This is a genomic window from Adhaeribacter soli, assembly GCF_008727925.1.
Taxonomy (GTDB): Bacteria; Bacteroidota; Bacteroidia; order Cytophagales; family Hymenobacteraceae; genus Adhaeribacter_A; species Adhaeribacter_A soli.
In genome coordinates, this window is sequence record NZ_VTWT01000013.1 from 20,289 (window position 1) to 41,417 (window position 21,129).

The window sequence follows — 21,129 nt, forward strand, 5'->3', positions numbered from 1 at the left end:
GTTTTGAAAACGTTGCTAAGGTTGAAGCAACAATTTCAGTAACCTTTATGCTTCTCTTTTCCTCCCCCTGCTCCGGCCCCGTCGTAATTTTTTTGGCGGGAAATCATATTAATCATATAAATCCTGAAAATCATAGTTCAGACAAAAGACTTGAATAATTTACGTTACAAAGGAAAGGTTTAACCAGGCCGTTCCCGTTACAGAATTTCAGATTTGTTTTGCAGGATTCTCAACTGATAAATTAAAAAACAATTCTTTGCAAAAGTGACTAACTTTAACTTAGTGATCTGACTATCAACGTTAAATACTGCTCCAATAAGTTCGATATTTCACGCCTTTGATCTACTGAAAAAAGCCGCCTCTTATAATTTGGAGCGTTTTTTTTGTTCGGCTTCCCAATCCGCTTCCCTTCCAAAGCTTCCCAATCCAACTGTTTCTGGATATCCTGGTTTCATAAGCAAAAGCTGCACTTATGAGACACCGGACGGGTCTGTACTTCATGCCGTTACCATAGGAATACTCCATTGCCGCCGACTGCAGGCCACGAAATTACTTTTCCTTAAGCGGACAGCATTGGGTTTGTAATTCCTTGTACGAGCAACGTTTTTATCTTAAAATCGTCCAGACTATTGAAGTTTAAATCATGATTTATACTGCTGCCTATGGTAAGAATATCAGTCATTGTAATTCTTCTCCTGGTCAGTGCTCTCTGCCCGGCTCATGCTCCGGAAGAAAAGCCATACCTGAAACTAGGCGGCGCAGTACGCTTTAACTACAATCTCTCTACCTGGAAGAAGGATCAGTTAGAGCGTGGAGGCGATTTTGGATTTGACATGTTCCGGATCAATGTGGAATCGGCTTATAAAGGAATTAAACTAAACGCCGAATTTCGTCACTACTCCGAGGCTTTCGGCGGCTCCTTTCTTAAACAAGCCTGGTTCCAGTATGACTTCTCCGACAAATCGCAGCTTCAGGTAGGACTGCAGCAGGTTCCGTTTGGTATACAGCAGTACAATTCCAACAACTGGTTCTTTAACATTACTTATTACGTAGGCTTCGAGGACGACCATGACATGGGCGTAAAGTATATCCGGGACTCCGGCCGCTGGCAGTGGCAGGCGGCCTATTATAAAAGTGCAGAAGAATTTGTATTTGCTTTAACCGATCCCAGCCCGAACCGCTACTCCTATGATGTAACCGGCAGGAACAAGGAGAACAACCAGCTCGACTTTAAGGCAGTGCGGCGTCTGGGAGACAGCCTGGCCCATGAACTGGGGTTTTCGCTACAGGGCGGGCTGCTTTACAACCTCGACACAGAGCGCAACGGTACCCGCTACGCCGGAGCAGTTCACTATGAACATAAAGCTGTAAACAGCCCTTGGAACATAAAACTGCAAGCCATGCTTTTCCGCTTTCACCCACAGTATGCTGCCGGCGCCGCACTCGATTTTGTAGAAATGGGTGCTTACGGAGCAAACTATAATGTAGCCAACAAAGGAGAAATTTATACGGCAGGCATCGCCTATCATATACCTTTACAAACCCGCCTCGTACAAAGTATAGATATTTACAACAACTACGGCTTTTACCCCAAGCGTATAAGCGGTTACGAGAATACCCATACGAACATACTTGGCGCGCTTATTACGGCCGGCCCCATGTATATCTATAACGACGCAGCCTTCGGCTATAATCACCCCTGGCTGGGCCCTGAATGGACGAACGCCCTTGCTGCAGGCACGCCCGGAAACACCAAATGGCACATGCGCTTCAACATCAACATGGGGTATTATTTCTAACCATAAAAAACACGATGATGAGTAAAGTAAAAGGTGATACAAAGAAATCGTTGGGCCTGGATGTGAACGGCCCCGTGTTCTGGTCGTCCATCGTGTTCCTAGTAATAACGATAGCCCTGGTGCTAATTTTCAGGAAAGATGCGGAGGAATTTTTCAGCGCCACCCAGGTAGCCATTACCGCCAGCATGGGCTGGCTGTTTATACTTAGCGTCAACATCTTTGTGGCTTTCTGCCTGTACATGGCTTTCAGCCGGTTTGGTAAAATAAGATTGGGTGGCAAAGAGGCAAAGCCGGAGTTCAGCACCTCGTCCTGGTTTGCCATGCTCTTTAGCGCGGGTATGGGCATTGGGCTGCTGTTCTGGAGCATTGCGGAGCCGATCAACCACTTCCAGGAGCCTCCGCTCGGGGAAGCTGGCACTCCCGCCGCCGCCCGGCAGGCCATGAATTTCACGTTCCTGCACTGGGGGCTCCATGCCTGGGCCATTTATGCGCTGATGGCCCTGGCCCTGGCCTACTTTACCTATAACCGGCAGTTGCCGCTCACCGTACGCTCTGCCTTCTACCCTTTTCTGGGCGAGCGTATTCATGGCGTTTTAGGGCACGTGATCGATATTCTGGCCGTGATCGCCACGCTTTTTGGCCTGGCCACTTCGCTCGGGCTGGGCGTGCAACAGGTAGCCGCCGGTCTGAATCACGTGTTCCCTGCCATTGTGAACGATATAACCACCCAGATCATACTTATTGTGGTGATTACCGGCATTGCCACCGTATCCGTGGTAACCGGGGTAGAAAAAGGCGTACGGATCCTGAGCGAGTGGAACATCCGCGTGGCGCTGTTTATCCTGGCAGCCGTCATGGTGCTGGGCCCCACCGTTTTTATTCTTGGCTCCTATGTGCAGAATACGGGCTCTTACATTGGCAACTTCATGCAGCTCTCGTTCTGGAACGAAGCCTATTCCACCCGGAACTGGCAAGGTTCCTGGACGGTGTTTTACTGGGCCTGGTGGATTTCCTGGGCTCCGTTTGTAGGCATCTTTATTGCGCGGGTTTCTAAAGGGCGAACGATAAAGGAGTTTATACTGGGCGTGCTCATCGCCCCCTCGCTCCTCTGCTTCCTGTGGATGACGGCCTTCGGCAGCACCGCCCTGCGCGAAACCCTGGCCGGCAATACCACAATTGCCGACGCCGTGGCAGCCGACATGTCCACTGCTTTATTCGTATTTTTTGAGCAGCTCCCTTTTTCAACGGTACTTTCTGGTATAGGCGTAATACTTGTAGCCGGCTTCTTCGTAACCTCTTCCGATTCCGGTTCGCTGGTAGTGGTTAGCCTTACCTCCGGTGGCAAGCTTGATCCTTCGGTTGGTATCCGCATTTTCTGGGCCTTGGCAGGCGGGGCTATTGCGGCGGTGCTGTTGGTAGGCGGCGGCTTGCAGGCACTTCAGACAGCGGTTATCATTACTGGCCTGCCCTTTGCCATTATTCTCTTACTGATGTGTATAAGCCTGTACCGTGGCTTAAGCGAAGAAGCCGAGGAGGAAACAAGACTTGGCACAGCCCAGCAGCGCAAAGCATACCAGCAACTGGTGGCCGAAATGCTGGCCAAACGTGCTCAGAAACAAGCTGCCAGACCGTCTGAGAACATACAAGATAATCCAGTATCACCTAACCCTGACGCCTTATGATCACAATCGATGCCATGATGGTCTGCTTGGACCTGAGCGACCTGGACGAGAAACTCGTAGCTTTTTCCCGCTCCGTTTGTGAGCGGCTGCAGGTCCGCAAAGTGTACTTTGTGCACAACATCAAGCTTTACGAACTGGCCGATGACTTCCGGGAAATGCTCGGGGATCTGGACCTTGGCAAGGAGGTGGAAAGCAACATCGCCGATATTGTATCCGAGCAATTCGGCAACATTACCGATTACGAAATACTGGTAGGCCAGGAGCCCATTACCGGGCTGATACTGGCCGACCTGGTAAAGCGCTACAAGGTAAAGCTAACGCTGCTGGGCAAAAAAATGAGCGACAAAGGCACTGGCACCCAAGGCATCAAACTACTACGTATACTTCCCTGCAGCGTACTGGTCCTCCCCGAAACGGCCAGCTTCAACATTCGGAAAGTACTTGTGCCGATCGACTTTTCGGAGAATTCCCTACACGCGCTCCGGCTCAGCAAAGCGCTGTCGGACCAGCTGCAACTACAACTGGAGACCATGCATGTATACCGACTGCCAACACAGTTTTTCCCGCTCATATCAGAAGAGGAAGCCGTAAAGAAAGCAGTGGAAGTTGTAAAAGGAAAATTTGCCGGCCTTCAGAAGCGGCACCCGGAAATTGCCGGTGTGCCTTTTACTTTGGTGCGCGCGGCCAACAAAAATATAGCCGAACGCATTGCCCTGCACCTGCAAAAAGGACATCACGATCTATTGGTACTGGGCCTGAAAGGTAACAACGCAATGCCTGGACTAAGCCTGGGCAGCGTGCCTACCGAAGTATATAACTCTGACCTTAAGGTACCGTTGTGGCTGGTATATTCCGAAGATGAGATCAGGTAATAGCAGGTATTTAAAACTTATAACTTTCAATAAACCCCTAAAATAAAAGCATGAGGCTGTTTAGAGTTTTCCGTTTTACACCTGGAATAAGCCCATGCCAGTCATGTAACCGGCAAGCAGTAGAACGTAAAATCAATAAGTATTAATGTTGGTAAAAACACCATAGCCGTCAGGTTAAGCTACTTTATAGTATCATCCCGGGCGCTAGCCAGGAGAACTATCGCATACAGAACCCGCTCTCAAAGTATTTCTTCTGATAATTAAAAATCCTGACCATCTTATCAATCCTTAAAATCGTGTTCAGACAATCCTATTAGGTCGGCTTCGAATCTAGTTCATTGCCATCTGCTTTAGCTGACGGAAAACAGCATGTTACTTTATGGCTGTAGCCAAACGATTCAGATTTAGAATAGGTGTTAGGCTAAAGCCATTGAATTTGTATTCCTAAACTCCGTCAGCTAAAGCAGACGGCAATGAATTTTTTATCGGGGAAAATATCATAGTTCAGTAAACGATTTATCATTCCTGAACATACAATACGTCAGAAAAAAGCTGCCTTTAAGAAAGAAAAAGTAGCCTTTAAAATGAAAATTCAAAATAGCCCGTAATTCACTGCATGGCCACTTTTCAGCCTTTAAGCCCTACTGTTTGGTACTATTTGAATGTCCCTAAAAAGCATTAACAAAGATTACCAAGTTGGATTTAAAAGGTTCACAAATAAATACCTCCTTTGTAAACAGCGGACTATTAACACCTTGCATTTAAATACACACTTTACCGATATTGTTTTCCCGGTATTTTTTTTGCAGTTTTTTTCAGGTTTTTACTACCGTTTCGAAATCTTTTATTTACCTTTGTCCCCGTTAAAACTATTTACCTGGTTCTACTCCATTGAAAACAAAAACCCTAACGACTTCTTCAACTGCCCTGCAGTTGCTTCCTTCTCTGAAGGTTGCGGTTTTGTTTGCCAATTTTTCCTTCAACTTATCCGTTGCTGTCCGACGGATCCTCAATATCCGACGTTAATCCGAACGCGGTAGAGGCTACTTCCATCCATTATATTTTTTCTGAGGGTTAAGCTCTAACCCCTATCATTTATTATATTTTTTTAAGTGCAATGAACAAATTCGTTGTGCAAGTGGCTACCTGTAGCCATCTGGAATTCGCGCATACCATCTGCAGCGAAATGGAGGCTTCGGCAAAAGCCCGCGGCACCGGTATTGCCAAACGCAGCCCCGAATATCTGCGCGCTAAAATGCTGGAAGGCAAGGCCGTTATTGCTTTTTCCGAAGACGGAACCTGGGCCGGTTTCTGCTACATCGAGACCTGGGGACACGGCCAGTACGTGGCCAATTCCGGGCTGATCGTAGCGCCGGAATTCCGCAAGAGCGGTTTGGCCAAAGCTATCAAGGAAAAAATCTTTGAATTGTCGCGCAGCCGGTTTCCGGAAGCTAAGATCTTCGGCCTGACCACCGGACTAGCCGTGATGCGCATCAATTCCGAACTGGGCTACCAGCCGGTTACCTACTCCGAACTTACCGACGACGATGCGTTCTGGGAAGGTTGCCGGAGCTGCATCAATTTTAATATCCTCACGGCTAAAGAGCGCAAAAACTGTCTCTGTACGGCCATGCTGTTCGATCCGGAGCAGTTAAGTAAAAAAGCCAGGCAGACGACTCCCGAAACCGAAGTTGTCCGACGATGAATGCCCGTTGCCGGTAACCGGCAATTGGACTTTTGCCCGCAATCCTTCCTTTAAAAGTCTTCCTGTATCCGGGAATTTTACTCCCGGAACAGTAGGCTTTTGCCTTGAAAAAGTAATTCCCATAAAAACATAAAAATTACCTGCCATGAAAAAAGTGGTATTAGCCTTTAGCGGCGGCCTCGACACCTCTTATTGCGTAAAGTACCTGGCCGAAGACTGCCAGCTGGAAGTGCATTCCGTGATCGTGAACACGGGCGGCTTTTCGCCGGAAGAACTCGCCGCCATCGAGGCGCACGCCTATGCCCTGGGCGTAACCAAACACATAACCCTGCACGAAACCCAGGCTTATTATCAGCACTGCATCCGGTATCTTATTTTCGGCAACGTATTAAAGAATAATACCTACCCGCTTTCCGTTAGCGCCGAACGTATTTACCAAGCCCTCGCCATTGCCCGGACCGCCAAAGAACTGGGTGCCGATTTTGTCGCCCACGGCAGCACCGGCGCCGGCAACGACCAGGTACGTTTCGACCTGATTTTCAACATCATGATCCCGGAGATCACCATCCTTACTCCTATCCGCGACCAGCAACTTTCGCGGCAGCAGGAGATCGATTACCTGAAAGCCCACGGCGTGAATATGAACTTCGAAAAAGCGGCTTATTCCATAAATAAAGGCTTGTGGGGCACTTCGGTGGGCGGCAAGGAAACCCTTACCTCGGCGGGCTACCTGCCGGAAGAAGCTTTCCCTACCGCCCAAACCAAAAACACCCCGGAAGAATTGAAACTGGTTTTTGAAAAAGGCGAACTGAAAGGCGTAAACGAACGGCAGTTTGCCGATCCAGTGGAAGCCATTCAGCACCTCAGCGACCTGGCCGCTCCATTCGGGATTGGCCGCGACATCCACGTGGGCGACACCATTATCGGCATTAAAGGCCGGGTAGGTTTCGAGGCGGCCGCCCCGCTGATCATAATCAAAGCCCACCATACCCTGGAGAAACATGTGCTTACCAAGTGGCAGCTTTACTGGAAAGAACAGCTGGCCAACTGGTACGGCAACCTGCTGCACGAAGGTCAGTTCCTGGACCCGGTTATGCGCAACATCGAGAAATTCTTAACCGACACCCAGGAGTCTGTAAGCGGCACGGTTACGGTAGGCCTGGCGCCTTACCGGTTCTACGTGAAAGGCATCGAATCGCCTTTCGATCTGATGGCTTCCGAGTTCGGGGCTTACGGCGAAATGAACAATGCCTGGAGCGGTGAAGATGTAAGAGGCTTCTCGAAAATATTCGGCAACCAGACCATGATTCATTACCAGGTAAATGGAAAATAGCGCTTCAGAAATGAAAAAAATAAGAGCTGGCATTATGGGCGGCGCGGGTTATACTGGCGGCGAATTGCTTCGCCTGCTACTCCGGCACCCGCACGTTGAAATTGCCTTTGTGCACAGCACCAGCAACGGCGGCAAACCGGTGTACCAGGTCCATTCGGATCTGCTCGGCGAAACGGACCTGCATTTCAGTAGCACTTACACTAACGAAGTAGATGTGCTGTTTTTATGCGCTGGTCACGGGGCTGCACGGAAGTTCATGGAAAGCTATACCGGAAAAGCATTGGTAATCGACCTGAGCCAGGATTTTCGTCTGAAGGGCGAGCACGTAGCCGGGGATAGAGCCTTTACCTACGGCTTACCGGAACTGCAGCGTGAGGCTATAAAAGAAGCAACCGCGATTGCCAACCCCGGCTGTTTTGCCACCTGCATTCAGCTCGCTTTGCTGCCGTTGGCAGAACGCAAACAGCTGACCGCGCCGGTGCATATCAGCGGGATCACGGGTTCTACCGGGGCCGGGCAAAGCTTATCTGAAACCAGCCATTTTAGCTGGCGCAACAACAACGTTTCGGCTTACAAAGTGCTTACCCATCAGCACTTGGCCGAGATCAGGCAAAGCCTGGAAGCGTTGCAGCAAACCGAAATCCCCCCGATCCATTTTGTACCGTACCGGGGCAATTTTTCGCGGGGCATTTTGACCACCTGTTACCTGCAAACGGAACTTACCCTGGAAGCAGCCCAGGCCTTATATCGCGACTATTATGCCGGTCATCCGTTCGTGCACCTGGCTTCGGAAAACCCGGACCTGAAACAGGTGGTGAATACGAATAAATGCGTGCTGTACCTGGAAAAGCAAGGCGACCAACTGGTCATCATCAGCCTCCTGGACAATTTACTGAAAGGTGCGGCCGGGCAGGCGGTGCAGAACATGAACATCAGCTTCGGCTTCGAAGAAACCGCCGGGCTGAACCTAAAAGCATCAGCCTTTTAAAATTGAACCTGGTACACAGTCAGGTTAATTATTAGCATTTGCTAGAGAATTTTCTAGATATTTTGCTAGACGGGATTTGTAATCCCGTCTTAACTGAGCTGTGGGATTTGTAATCCCACTTTCTAAAGGTTAAGATAACTATGTACTAGTTCTCGATAAAGTTTTATTTGCCGGGTAAAAGTAAGCTGAAGTATGGTTGTTGGTGAAAACACGCAACAACGGCGAACAGTAGAACCCGACAAGTTAACCTTTATGGAGCACTAGTAGCTTGGGCTTTTAAAAAAACGAAAACAGGAAACTGAACCAAATAAACAGAACCAAAGGCTTCGGCCTTTAAAACTGAATTAGTATGCAATTATTCGACGTATATCCGCTTTTCGACATCACGCCGGTCCGGGCTGAAGGCTCCTTTGTGCGGGATGAAAAGGGCCATCAATACCTGGACCTGTACGGCGGGCACGCGGTAATTTCCATCGGGCACAGCCACCCGCATTACGTAAGTAAAATTACGGAACAGCTCCGGCAGATCGGCTTTTATTCCAACTCCGTGAAGATTCCGCAACAGCAGGAACTGGCCGAAAAGCTGGCCACGCTGTGCGGCTACCCGGACTACAACCTGTTCCTGATCAATTCGGGGGCCGAAGCCATCGAGAATGCCCTGAAAGTTGCCTCTTTCCATACCGGCCGCAAAAAAGTGATCGCATTTACCGGTTCCTTTCACGGGCGTACTTCCGCTGCTGTAGCCTTTACCGACGATGCCACGCTCCGGGCGCCGCTGAATACCGGGCACGAAGCCATTTTTCTACCTTTCAACGATGCCGCTGCCCTGAACCAGGTAACGAACCCGGAAGAAATTTGCGCAGTGATCGTGGAAGGCATCCAGGGCGTTGGCGGGGTGCAGGTGCCTACGGAAAGCTTCCTGCAACAGCTCCGCCAGTTCTGCAACCAACACGGCATCGTGCTGATCCTGGACGAGATCCAGTCGGGCTACGGCCGTTCGGGGAAATTCTTTGCTCATCAGCACGCCGGCGTTCAGGCCGATATCATTACCATGGCCAAAGGCATGGGCAACGGCTTTCCGGTGGGCGGCCTTTTGCTGCACCCGCGGTTCAAAGCCCGCTACGGTTTGCTGGGCACCACGTTCGGCGGCAATTACCTGGCCTGTGCCGCTGCCATTGCCGTGCTGGAGGTAATGCAGGAAGAAAACCTGATGCAGAAAGCAGCGGAAACCGGCAATTATTTAATGCAGGAATTACACAAACTGGAAGGACTAAAAGAAGTGCGCGGCCTCGGTCTGATGATCGGGATCGAAATGCCTTTCCCGGTAGCGGAACTCCGGAAAGCGCTCCTGCAGGAACACCGGATCTTTACCGGATCGGCTTCCGATAAAAACACCTTGCGGGTGCTTCCCGCTTTAAACCTTAAAAAAGAAGAGGCTGATCTTTTCCTGAAGGCTTTTACCGAAGCTCTCTCCAAAGTGCCGGCCCACATGATTGTATAAATATGAAAAAATTCACTTCGGTAAAAGACGTAGCCAATATTTACGACCTGGTAAACGATGCCCTGGTCCTGAAAAGAAACCCCTTAGGGTATAATGAGATTGGCAAAAACAAAACCCTGGGTTTGATCTTTATGAACCCGAGTTTGCGCACCCGCCTGAGCACCCAGAAAGCGGCGGTAAACCTGGGCATGGACGTAATGGTCATGAACATCGACAAGGAAGGCTGGGCGCTGGAAACCCGCGATGGCGTAATCATGAACGGCACTACAGTAGAGCATATCCGCGAAGCCGCCGCCGTTATGGGGCAGTATTTCGACATCCTGGGTTTACGCTCGTTCCCCAACTTAAAAAACCGGGAAGAAGATTACAACGAAGACATCCTGCAGAAGTTCATTACCTATTCCGGTTTGCCGGTGATCAGCCTGGAGTCGGGTACCTTGCACCCGCTGCAGAGTTTAACCGACCTGATCACGATCGAAGAACTGAAAACGGTGAAGCGGCCGAAAGTGGTGCTTACCTGGGCGCCGCACGTTAAAGCGCTGCCGCAAGCCGTGCCGAATTCCTTTGCTGAATGGATGAGCGCGGCCGAGGTCGATTTCGTGATCACGCACCCGGAAGGCTACGAACTGGACCCGGCTTATACCAACGGTGCCACCATTATCTATAACCAGGACGAAGCGCTGCAGCACGCCGATTTCATCTACGTTAAAAACTGGTCTTCTTACCACCAGTACGGCCAGGTGCTTACCCAGGACCCGAGCTGGCTGCTTACGAACAAACGCCTTGAAATTACCAACAACGCCCGGATAATGCACTGCCTGCCGGTGCGGCGCGACCTGGAATTAAGTTCGGAGATCCTCGACGGCCCTGCTTCCCTCGTAATTCACCAGGCGGCCAACCGCGTATGGGCGGCGCAAACCGTCCTGAAAAAAATGCTTGAAACCAATTATCCTTTTGCCTCATGAAAAAGACCCTGAACCTTGTAAAGATCGGTGGCAACATCATCGACGATGAAACGAAATTAAACCAGTTCCTGGAAGACTTCGCCCAGATCCCGGGCCTGAAAATACTGGTGCACGGCGGCGGCAAAACCGCAACCGAAATGAGCAGCAACCTGGGCCTGGAAACCACCATGGTAAACGGGCTTCGCATCACGGATGCCGAAACTTTGCGGGTGGTTACCATGGTGTACGGCGGCCTGATAAATAAAACCATCGTGGCGAAATTACAGGCCCAAGAGTGCAACGCCATCGGTTTTACCGGCGCCGACGCCAACCTGATCCCGGCTTCAAAACGCGCCGCCGGCAAGTACGATTTCGGGTATGCCGGCGACATTATTCCGGGCGTGATCCGGGGCGAGAAGATCGCTTTTTTCCTGGACAACGGCCTGGTACCGGTATTCGCGCCGCTTACCCACGACAAAGCCGGCAGCCTGCTCAACACCAACGCCGATACCATCGCTTCCGCCCTGGCCATTGCCTTATCGGAGCAGTACGAAACCAGACTTTACTACTGCTTCGAAAAGAACGGCGTGCTTTCGGATATGAAGGATGAAGACTCGGTAATGGAAGAACTGACCCTGGAAAAATACCGCGCCATTAAACACGAAGGCCTTATTTCCAAAGGAATGCTCCCCAAACTGGACAATGCTTTCAAAGCCCTGCTGGCCGGCGTAAGTTCGGTGGTAATTTGCCACGCCGAAGAGATCGGAAACGTACTGGTGCACCATAAAAAAACCGGCACCGAGCTGAAGAACAATTCCTGATCTTTCTTCCGGAAACGTTAGCCTTTTGGAGTTAAAATGTCACAAGTTTAGGCGTAGCCGCAACTTGTGACATTTTAAGATAGCCAGTTTGTAAAGGCGGAAGCTGCTGATCCAATATTTCAGTATTCCATAGCAGGAAGGATGTTTGCCTTGCAGGCAAGGTCAGTTATAAACTGACCAAAGGGGTACCCACAAGTTACGGCTGCGCCTAAACTTGTGGAATGATTAGGGAATATTTGGTACACAAACGTTGGTTCGAACTAACGCTTCACAACGCTGTTTCGGACATCTTTGTCCGAAATTATCCCTGCTCCGGACATCCTTGTCCGCGCGTATGGACACGGGGATATGGATATCCCCGGCAGCTTGCTTCCGGACACAGATGTCCGGAAGAGCGGGTAAACAAGAAAAGCAGGTCATCCTGAGCGAAGCCGAAGGAACTATTGGTTACTCCTATGGCATTTGAGCGTAGCAAAAAATGCCTTTCGCTCGGCTTCGGTATGCGATAGTTCCCTCAGAGTTCCGCTCGCAAGTTTCGCGCTTCCTCGCGCTCACTTGTGTTCGGGATGACCCAATAAAGTAGTTTAATTTAATAGCAATGGGCTCGAGCCTCAGAAAAACGCTAGCCCAAACACGAGCCATGAAAGAAAATATTCCTGCAACTACTGAAGATACGGAACTGCTTTACCAAAAGGCCCTAGCCTTGCTGCAGACCCTGATCCGGACGCCTTCCTTCAGCCGGGAAGAAGAAAAGACTGCCGACCTGATCAAGGCATTTTTTGCGGAAAATGGTATCGTTTGCGAAAGAAAAAGCCATAACGTTTGGGCCCGGAATAAATTCTTCGATCCTGCCTTGCCAACCATTTTACTCAACTCCCACCACGACACGGTGAAGCCCAACGCCGGGTGGCAGCGCGACCCGTTTGCCGCTACCATAGAAGACGGCAAGCTGTACGGCCTGGGCAGCAACGATGCCGGCGGCTGCCTTGTGGCTTTGCTTGCCACCTTCCTGCACATTTACGACAGGCCGGGCCTGCACTACAATCTGATAATGGCGGCCACGGCGGAAGAAGAAATTTCGGGAACCCAAGGCCTGGAGCTGATTTTGCCGAAGCTGGGGGAAATAGCTTTTGCCGTGGTAGGCGAACCTACCCAAATGCAAATGGCGGTGGCGGAGAAAGGCCTGTTGGTGCTGGATTGCGTAGCCTACGGAAAAGCCGGCCATGCCGCCCGCGACGAAGGAGAAAACGCGATCCTGAAAGCCCTGCAAGATATAAACTGGTTCCAGGCTTACGACTTCCCGAAAGTATCGGAATTCTTAGGACCGGTGAAAATGAGCGTTACCCAGATAAAGGCCGGTACCCAGCACAACGTGGTTCCCGACCGTTGCGAATTTACTGTGGATGTGCGCGTAACCGACTCTTATACCCACGAAGAGATCCTGGCCACCATCCGGGCAAATGTAGGTTCGGAAGTTACCCCGAGGTCCATGCGCTTGCGCCCTTCCGGCATCGCCAAAGATGCCCCACTGGTGCAGGCCGGCCTAGCCCTGGGGCTGCAAATGTACGGCTCCCCCACCACCTCCGACCAGGCGCTGCTGCCGGTCCCATCCCTTAAGATCGGACCGGGAAACTCCGCCCGCTCGCACACCGCCGATGAATTCATATACCTCCACGAACTGAAAAACGGTATCGAAACCTACCAGAAACTCCTGAACCAGTTACTGTACTCTCTGAATTACCCCTGTTAAGTTCGCGTTGAAGGCAAGTTTGTTTCATGCTCACCTTTGCTGGTTCAAATTTGAGCGAAGCGGAAACCTGGACCTACCAATAACCTGAAGTTTGTAAATCAGTGTTAAGACAGCCTCAAATATGGCAGAGACTATCTCAAAAGTAGCTGTCATGTTGAGCGATAGCGAAACAACTCGTCGGCTACTGGTAAAAACGTTAAATCTGGCTTTGGTACTGCGAGCCAACGAGGTCCTTCGCTAGCGCTTCCCGGAATGCTCCGGGACAGGCACGATGACAGGTGGACTGATGAGATAGCTTCAACTAAAGATTATTTAGAGCAGATAATCAACGCTTAAATCTAAAACATACAGAACGAAAAGTCCCCCTTTGGAGGCAGGGTCGTTTCATTCTGGCTAATGACTATCCCCTTGAGGGGATCATAGGGGTGTTAACACGTTATTTGATAATTATCAGCAAGTGTAAACACCCCTCTAAATGCTCAAGGGGAGAATCCGCTAGAACGAAAAGTCCCCCTTTGGAGGGGTTAGGGGGAGGACAGGAGAAATAGCTGATTATATTATTCAGGATCAGAAAATGTAAATCCTCCCCTAACCCCTCCAAAGGGGGACAAAAAAATACATCACTTACATCACTTAAACATTCAACCATTCATACCCATGAAACTCTGGCAAAAAGATATACAGGTACAGCAACGCGTAGAACAATTTACGGTGGGCAAAGACCGGGAACTGGATTTGTTTTTAGCGCCCTTCGATGTGCTGGGATCGCTGGCGCATACCCGCATGCTGCACAGCATAAACCTGCTTTCGGACAGTGAACTGGCCCTGGTTCAAAAAGAACTGAAGAAGATCTACGGCAGCATCCCAAACGGGGAATTTGTCTTGGAAGAAGGTGTGGAAGATGTGCACTCCCAAGTGGAATTGCTGCTGACCCGCCGCATCGGGGAAGCCGGCAAGAAGATCCACAGCGGCCGCTCGCGCAACGACCAGGTGCTGCTCGACCTGAAGCTTTTTATCCGGAGCGAAATCCAGAAAACTGTTGGGCTGATCACCGCCCTTTTTGAGCAGTTCCAACAGCTCAGCAACCAGCACCAGGACAAGCTTTTGCCGGGCTACACGCACCTGCAGATCGCCATGCCTTCTTCCTTTGGGTTGTGGTTCGGGGCCTATGCCGAAAGCCTGGCCGACGACCTGATCCAGTTGCTGGCGGCGTATAAAATGAGCAATAAGAATCCGCTTGGCTCGGCGGCCGGCTACGGGTCTTCTTTTCCGTTGAACCGCCAACTGACCACCGACCTGCTGGGCTTCGACGCGATGCATTACAACGTGGTTTACGCGCAGATGGGCCGCGGCAAAACCGAGCGGATCGTGAGCAGCGCCCTGGCTTCGGTGGCGGCTACGGTTGGCAAATTTGCCCTGGATGCCTGCGTGTACATGAGCCAGAACTTCGGTTTCATTTCCCTGCCCGACGAACTGACCACCGGCTCCAGCATTATGCCGCATAAAAAGAACCCCGACGTGTTCGAGCTCATCCGCGGGAAATGCAACAAGCTGCAGGCCCTCCCGACCGAGATTACCCTGATCACGGCCAACCTGCCCTCTGGCTACCACCGCGACCTGCAACTGGTAAAAGAAAGTTTCCTGCCCGCCTTTGCCGAACTGCAAAGCTGCCTGGAAATGACCACCTACCTGCTACAGCACCTGCAAATAAAACCCAATATCCTGGAAGACGAAAAGTACCGCTACCTGTTCAGCGTGGAAGCCGTGAACCAGCAAGTACTGGCGGGCACGCCGTTCCGGGATGCCTACCGGCAGATAGGCGCCGCCATTGCCAACAACACCTTCGAAGCGCCGGCCACCCTGAACCATACCCACGAAGGCAGCATCGGCAACCTGTGTAACGCGGAAATAAAAAACCACTTGGACCAAGTGCTTCAGGAGTTTAACTTTGGTAAAGTTGAGGAGGCTTTTAGGGGTTTGTTGGGGGAGTGAGTGTATTTTGATTTTGGGTCTTTTCCCAGGGGTGTTTACCGGGGAAAGATCTGGCATTTAAATTGCTTAGACACTGATTCTTATAAGAATGCTCTATAGTCTAGTTGCGAACGAATTTTAAGGAGGCTTTTGGCCTCCTTTTTTATGTTGTGTGTTTATTGGGTTCATTAATGGAGAGATTAAAGTTCCTGCATCAGAAATACAACAATTTCACAGAGATTACAGAAATGTTAAAATAGTTTTATGCTTAGTAAGTTAATTTTTATTCTTCAAGATTTGTTGCTTAAAGGTTTTTCACTAAGTTACAACAAATTGTAATAGGACCAACAAATCTGGTTTACACATGGAAAACCTACTCGAAAAAATCGGGATCATCGATTTTAAATACGAAAAGCTTCGACATCAGAACAATTTCAACATTTTTAGTATTCTTAAAAGTAAAACAGATGAGGTACACCTTCACTCACGGTTTATAGCTGAATTATTAAACCCCAAAGGTACTCATAAGCAGGGTGTTGTTTTTCTGGAAGCCTTTCTGAAATTGATTGAGTGCTCTGATTTTCCTGCTCAGGGAACAACGGTACTTAACGAATACAGGAAAATTGATTTGCTGATCCGGAATGGGAAGAAAGCTATCATTATTGAAAATAAAATTTGGGCAGGTGATCAAAAGGACCAGCTATATAGATATTACCAAACCATGCTTGCCGAAGGGGCAACAGAAATAAAGCTCATTTATTTAACCTTGGAAGGAAGAGAACCTTCTAATTATAGTTTGGGGCCATTGCAAGGTAATCAGGAACTAGATAAATTTTTAACCCTGCTTTCTTATGATACCGATATAAACAAATGGCTTGACAACTGCATAAAGGAGGTGGCTTTAGTGCCGGTTATCCGGGAAACACTGGTACAATATAAAGGGATTATTAACGACTTAACGGGAAACGCAATGAGCAATGATGAAATGCTTGAAATTATAAAGTTATTGTCTTCCAACGATAACATTTTAAAAGCGGCAAAGATTGCCAGAAATTGGGTACACGTTAAATGGTATACCGAATGGGATTTCTGGAATGACCTGGAAAAAGAAATAGCTGCCGAATGCACAATTTTACCCTACCATAAGTTTAATGGGGACAAGCTAGATGGCGCTATTCATAAACGCAGGAATAAAAATTTCTGGTATGGTATTACCATTGAGCTTATAAAAAACAATTCCGAATCGGTTTGCCTGATGATTGAGCGGGGAGACCGCACACTATACTACGGCCTTATAATATTAGAAGACGGTAAAGACAGAAAAGATTGTAATGCGCCAGAATATGCAGCGCTGAGAAATCAAATAAAACCTAATAGTGATGACACTAACAAAAACTGGTTAGGATATAAATACTTCTCAATTCCTATAAATTTTGAACGCTTTAAAGATGATACTACTTTAAAATTGGCCAATCCTGACTTCCGGAAAAAGTATGTAGCTAGTTTATGGACTGAAATAAAAGCTTATATAAAAAATTGCGGTATACGTGAAATGAAACTGCAAGAGACTGAAACTAACTTATTAATCTAATCTTTTGAAGTATATTTTTCTTCCAGTTGAAGAAAAAGTTTAACAAAGAAATAGGTTGAATAAAAATATAAACAGAGATTATTTAAAGTAATAAAAGTTAAATACTTCTAAACTCCTGAATGCCAAAATGAACTATAAATTTCCTTCTAAATACTGTCATTTTAATTATTTGCTCTACTAACATTAAATATTAATTAAAACTATTATTCAAAAAATTAATGCATCTTTAAGCTGCGGTAATCCACAAAGTTCCGTTTAAAGCTTAAACCATCGATACAATGACTGTGACAAGTCAAGAAAAAAAAGTTTATAAAGCAGTTGATATTTTCAGCGGCGCCGGGGGCATGAGCATAGGTGCTACTATGGCAGGTATAGAAATTGCCTTAGCTGTTGAATATGATAAATCAGCAGCTGATTCTTATGAAGCAAATCATCCTGAAGTAAAAGTAATTCAAAAAGATATAACTGAAGTTAATCCGAAAGAGCACATCGACTTTAAACCGTTCGTGCTTTTTGGCGGCCCACCCTGCCAAGGATTTTCAATGGCTAATACTCAAACCAGGAATGATAAAAATAAAAACAATCAGCTCTATAAAGAATTTCGCCGATTTGCAGAGGAACTGCAACCAGATTGGATCGTTTTTGAAAACGTAGAGGGAATTACTAAATATAATAAAGGTCTTTTTATTAAGAGCCTTTATCAAGAATTCAAGGATTTAGGCTATCATAACCTGAAGCAGGCAGTACTCTGTGCTGCCGACTATGGAGTACCTCAAAAAAGAAACCGTTTTTTCTTAATCGGAAATAACAAAGGGATAGATTTTGATTTTCCTGCACCTGCAAGCAAACATATTACCGTAGGTGAAGCGTTTGCGGATTTGCCTGAACTTTGCAATGGTGATCAGGTTCAGGAAAAACCCTACAAAGATCTTGAAGTTGAATTGCCTGAATACGTAAAATTGATGCGAGGGAAGTCTAAAAAGTGCACTCAAAACTTAGTTTCCCGGAATCAGGACTATGTAATTGAGCGATACTCGTATATCGGCCCTGGCCAAAACTGGAAAGCCATACCCTCTCACCTAATGGAGAATTATGAAAATACAGCAAATTGCCACAGCGGAATTTATAAGCGTTTAGACCCTGATCAGCCCGCTGTAGTAATTTCTAATTACAGGAAGAACATGCTGATTCACCCATTCCAAGATCGCGGTCTTTCAGTAAGGGAGGCTGCTCGTCTGCAAAGTTTTCCAGACAGCTTTGAATTTAAAGGAACACTCCAGCACATCCAGCAGCAAATAGGTAATGCAGTGCCTCCCCTGCTAGCAAAAGCAATTTTTGAACAAATAATATCTGCGTCTAATGGCATTTGGCAAAATAATATCAGCTGACAACAGGGGAAGGAAAAAAAACTCACAGGAAGCGAATAGTTCTATTTCCTCTGAAGGACAGGGATTAAAATTCAGATTTGATGTAAGCACATTCCGCCTTCTTGGCCGTGAATTAATTACAGATAGGATAACTGCGCTTTTTGAGCTGGTAAAAAACAGCTATGATGCTAATGCAGATAATGTGTCTGTTGAGTTTTACAATGTCAATAAAGTTTCTTTAAATAGTAAAATAATTATTAGAGACGATGGACTTGGAATGTCTTACACTGATATTAAAAATAAATGGATGGTAATAGGAACCAACAGCAAGAGAAGCTCTCGCCTATCGCCAGCTCCATATTTTAGGAAAGTAGTAGGTCAAAAAGGCGTTGGCAGATTTGCTGTAGACAAGCTTGGCTCTACTATGACATTAACAACAAAAAGAGCTGATTCTCCACAGATAACTACTTTAGAAACAGACTGGAAAGAATACGAGAAGCTTTCTAAGCAACTTGATTTATTTGACCCAAGTAATGAGGAGTTATCTGCAAATCGGAAATTTTTTACTGACATTGAAAACCGATATTGGGTTGAAAAAAGAAATGATGATTCTCATGGAACGACCATTGAAATTACATCAATTAGAGATCCCTGGACTGAACTTGATATTGAAAGAGCTTATAAGGAATTAGCAAAATTAGTTTCTCCTATAAATAAACTCAACCACCCCTTTAGCATAAGAATAAAATCAAATGAATATGAAAATTTTAAAGATTTAGAAGTTCTTAGTAAAGCTATAAACCATGCCACAGAGGAAATTACGGTAAAGTTCGATTCAGAAAACAAGCTTCAAGAAAGCCTGAAATATGAGAAAGGAGAATTAAAATTAATTACAACCCCTTATAAAAAAATGGGGCCAGTATATTTAAAGCTATATTATTTCGACAAAAAGGCGAAAGATATATACAAAAAAGAATATCAAGGGGGTAATATTGATGGCTTGAAAATTTATCGCGATGGAGTAATAACTACTCCTTTTGCAGAATATGAAGCTCAGGATATCAAAAAGAGAGATATACTAGGAATCGATAAAAGAAGATATTCTGGTTTTTTCGATAAGGTTAGCTCAAGCGACTTACTAGGATTTATAGAGATATCAGAAACAAATAATCCATCAATAATTGATTCGACGAATAGACAAGACTTTGTTGATAATGAAGAATATAGAGAGCTTAAATCATTTATTATTGAGCAATTAGATGAGCTTGAAAAATACCTCAAAGGGGAAAAAGACAGAGAAAAACGACAAACAGAATCAAATTTAAAAGATGCCAGGGATAAATTAAAAGTATTTACTTCTATAGTAAGGGATTTAAGGAATACTTCTCCAAGCGATCTTCATGGTCAATTTGATGCTCTTGAGCAACAATCAATACAAATTAAAGCTTATGTTGAAAGAGGGATCAAACAGTATATTGATATTGATAAAAAGCTAACCCGGCAAGAAAACCTTTTCTTGAGTTTGATGTCTCTCCAGGATTATGCGCTTGAAATTGCACACGTAGTCAGAACTTCATTAGGGAAGATAGCAGGTATAGCTAGTTATCTTTACAGAAGACTTCCGGAAACAGATTTAAATGAAGAGTTTAGGGGTGCCGCAAAGCAAGTATATGATGAAATGCAAAGTTTAGACAGTGTTGTTTCCTTTTTATTAAGCTATGCAAAATCTAATACGGACTTTAAAGAATTTGACATGAAAGTTCTAATTGAAAAAGCCTTTGACATGCATAAACATATTTTTGAAAAGGAGAATATAAAATCAATTGTAGAAATTAATTCTTCCTTGCTTATTACACATAATGAAAAGTTTGTTGAGGACATTATTGAAAACTTGATATCCAATTCTGTAAAAGCGGTGAAGAATAATGATGGGGAGAAAATAATTAAATGCACCGGTTTAGTTGAAGAGAACCAGTTTATTATATATTTTTCAGATAATGGCTATGGTATAAAAGAAGAAGATAAAAATAGAATATTCAATATTTATCATACAAGTACTGCTGAACAAGGAGGAGCTGGAATTGGTCTGTATGTTGTAAAAACCAGAATTGAATCTATGAAGGGCTCTGTCGAGGTAATAGAAAATGAGTTTAAACCAACAGGAGCTACTTTTAAAATTGAATTACCTTTCAATAAATATGGGATTAAAAATGAATAAATCCTCAAGCAAAATCTTAATTATAGATGATTCGGTTACACCAGAGGACTATCGGGTGAAAGATCTAAAATTTGACTATGAAGATGTTTTAGTTTTAAACACTCCAGACAGTGCTGTTGAGTTTATATATAATAATTTGGATGAAAGATTTATTGCAGTTTTAGATTATTCATTTGCTAAAGATATTCATACAGGAAAATATGTCCTTGATATGATTAGGGATAAAACTCAACTGTTACCAGTAATCCTTTGGACAGCCTATGATGATGATGTAAAAGAATATCCTGAATTCATCAACCAAGGGACTTTTGCAGTTGTTGCAAAAGCCAACTATGACCTCCTCAGAGAAAAAATTAAAGAGGCTGATGAAAAACTTTCAAATAGTGTCGATGGTGCATTAGAAGAATGGATTAGCCATCACAGCGGTTCAGATAGGTATAATTCTTTTCTAGTATCTTCTTCAGGTGAAAAATTATCTTTAGACCAAATACTTTCGGAAATCAGGATGCAAACAGAGACAGGAAGATATTTTGAAAAGATCTTGATAAAACTTACAATAGATAGGTTAATGCGCAAGGAGAAGTAAT

15 protein-coding genes are annotated in these 21,129 nt (G+C 46.3%); all 15 read left to right on the top strand.

The genetic code is table 11. The features are described from left to right. Window positions 1–662: 662 nt before the first annotated feature. The 15 genes from F0P94_RS18165 (at window position 663) to F0P94_RS18235 (ending at window position 21,128) form a co-directional block, all read left to right on the top strand. Window positions 663–1,799 (top strand): porin, encoded by a 1,137-nt coding sequence (locus tag F0P94_RS18165; protein WP_225307282.1) that lies wholly within the window; start codon window positions 663–665, stop codon window positions 1,797–1,799. A gap of 17 nt (window positions 1,800–1,816) precedes the next feature. Then, entirely contained in the window at window positions 1,817–3,481 is a 1,665-nt protein-coding gene (locus tag F0P94_RS18170; protein ID WP_150905929.1) for a BCCT family transporter, read from the top strand. Next, a complete protein-coding gene (locus F0P94_RS18175) occupies window positions 3,478–4,353 on the top strand; it encodes a universal stress protein (protein ID WP_150905742.1) in 876 nt (291 codons plus the stop codon). Before F0P94_RS18170 ends, F0P94_RS18175 begins: the two co-directional genes overlap by 4 nt. A 1,117-nt stretch (window positions 4,354–5,470) precedes the next feature. Continuing rightward, window positions 5,471–6,058 (top strand): GNAT family N-acetyltransferase, encoded by a 588-nt coding sequence (locus F0P94_RS18180; RefSeq protein ID WP_150905744.1) that lies wholly within the window; start codon window positions 5,471–5,473, stop codon window positions 6,056–6,058. Between the two features lie 145 nt (window positions 6,059–6,203). Further along, entirely contained in the window at window positions 6,204–7,391 is a 1,188-nt protein-coding gene (locus tag F0P94_RS18185; RefSeq protein ID WP_150905746.1) for an argininosuccinate synthase, read from the top strand. 10 nt (window positions 7,392–7,401) lie between these two features. Further along, a complete protein-coding gene (argC, locus tag F0P94_RS18190; protein WP_150905748.1) occupies window positions 7,402–8,379 on the top strand; it encodes an N-acetyl-gamma-glutamyl-phosphate reductase in 978 nt (325 codons plus the stop codon). A 349-nt stretch (window positions 8,380–8,728) separates the two neighbouring features. Next, entirely contained in the window at window positions 8,729–9,880 is a 1,152-nt protein-coding gene (locus F0P94_RS18195) for an aspartate aminotransferase family protein (RefSeq protein ID WP_150905749.1), read from the top strand. 2 nt (window positions 9,881–9,882) lie between these two features. Next, complete coding sequence (locus tag F0P94_RS18200; protein WP_150905751.1) at window positions 9,883–10,845, top strand: Rossmann-fold NAD(P)-binding domain-containing protein; 963 nt, start codon at window positions 9,883–9,885, stop codon at window positions 10,843–10,845. Next, window positions 10,842–11,645, top strand: a complete 804-nt coding sequence (gene argB / locus F0P94_RS18205; RefSeq protein WP_150905752.1) for an acetylglutamate kinase — start codon at window positions 10,842–10,844, stop codon at window positions 11,643–11,645. The genes F0P94_RS18200 and argB overlap by 4 nt, the downstream gene beginning before the upstream one ends. 640 nt (window positions 11,646–12,285) lie before the next feature. After that, window positions 12,286–13,395, top strand: coding sequence for a M20 family metallo-hydrolase (locus F0P94_RS18210; RefSeq protein ID WP_150905753.1), 1,110 nt, complete (start codon window positions 12,286–12,288; stop codon window positions 13,393–13,395). A 657-nt stretch (window positions 13,396–14,052) separates the two neighbouring features. Further along, complete coding sequence (gene argH, locus F0P94_RS18215; protein ID WP_150905755.1) at window positions 14,053–15,387, top strand: argininosuccinate lyase; 1,335 nt, start codon at window positions 14,053–14,055, stop codon at window positions 15,385–15,387. Window positions 15,388–15,730: 343 nt separating this feature from the next. Beyond that, window positions 15,731–16,957 (top strand): PDDEXK-like family protein, encoded by a 1,227-nt coding sequence (locus tag F0P94_RS18220; RefSeq protein WP_150905756.1) that lies wholly within the window; start codon window positions 15,731–15,733, stop codon window positions 16,955–16,957. Between the two features lie 278 nt (window positions 16,958–17,235). Further along, window positions 17,236–18,345: a DNA cytosine methyltransferase gene (locus tag F0P94_RS18225; RefSeq protein ID WP_150905758.1), complete on the top strand. Its 1,110-nt coding sequence runs from the start codon at window positions 17,236–17,238 to the stop codon at window positions 18,343–18,345. Beyond that, window positions 18,317–20,542 carry a sensor histidine kinase gene (locus tag F0P94_RS18230; RefSeq protein WP_150905759.1) on the top strand — a complete coding sequence of 742 codons (2,226 nt, stop codon included), beginning with the start codon at window positions 18,317–18,319 and terminating at the stop codon, window positions 20,540–20,542. The genes F0P94_RS18225 and F0P94_RS18230 overlap by 29 nt, the downstream gene beginning before the upstream one ends. After that, window positions 20,523–21,128, top strand: a complete 606-nt coding sequence (locus F0P94_RS18235) for a DNA-binding transcriptional response regulator (protein WP_150905761.1) — start codon at window positions 20,523–20,525, stop codon at window positions 21,126–21,128. The genes F0P94_RS18230 and F0P94_RS18235 overlap by 20 nt, the downstream gene beginning before the upstream one ends. The last annotated feature ends 1 nt before the right edge of the window (window position 21,129 follow it).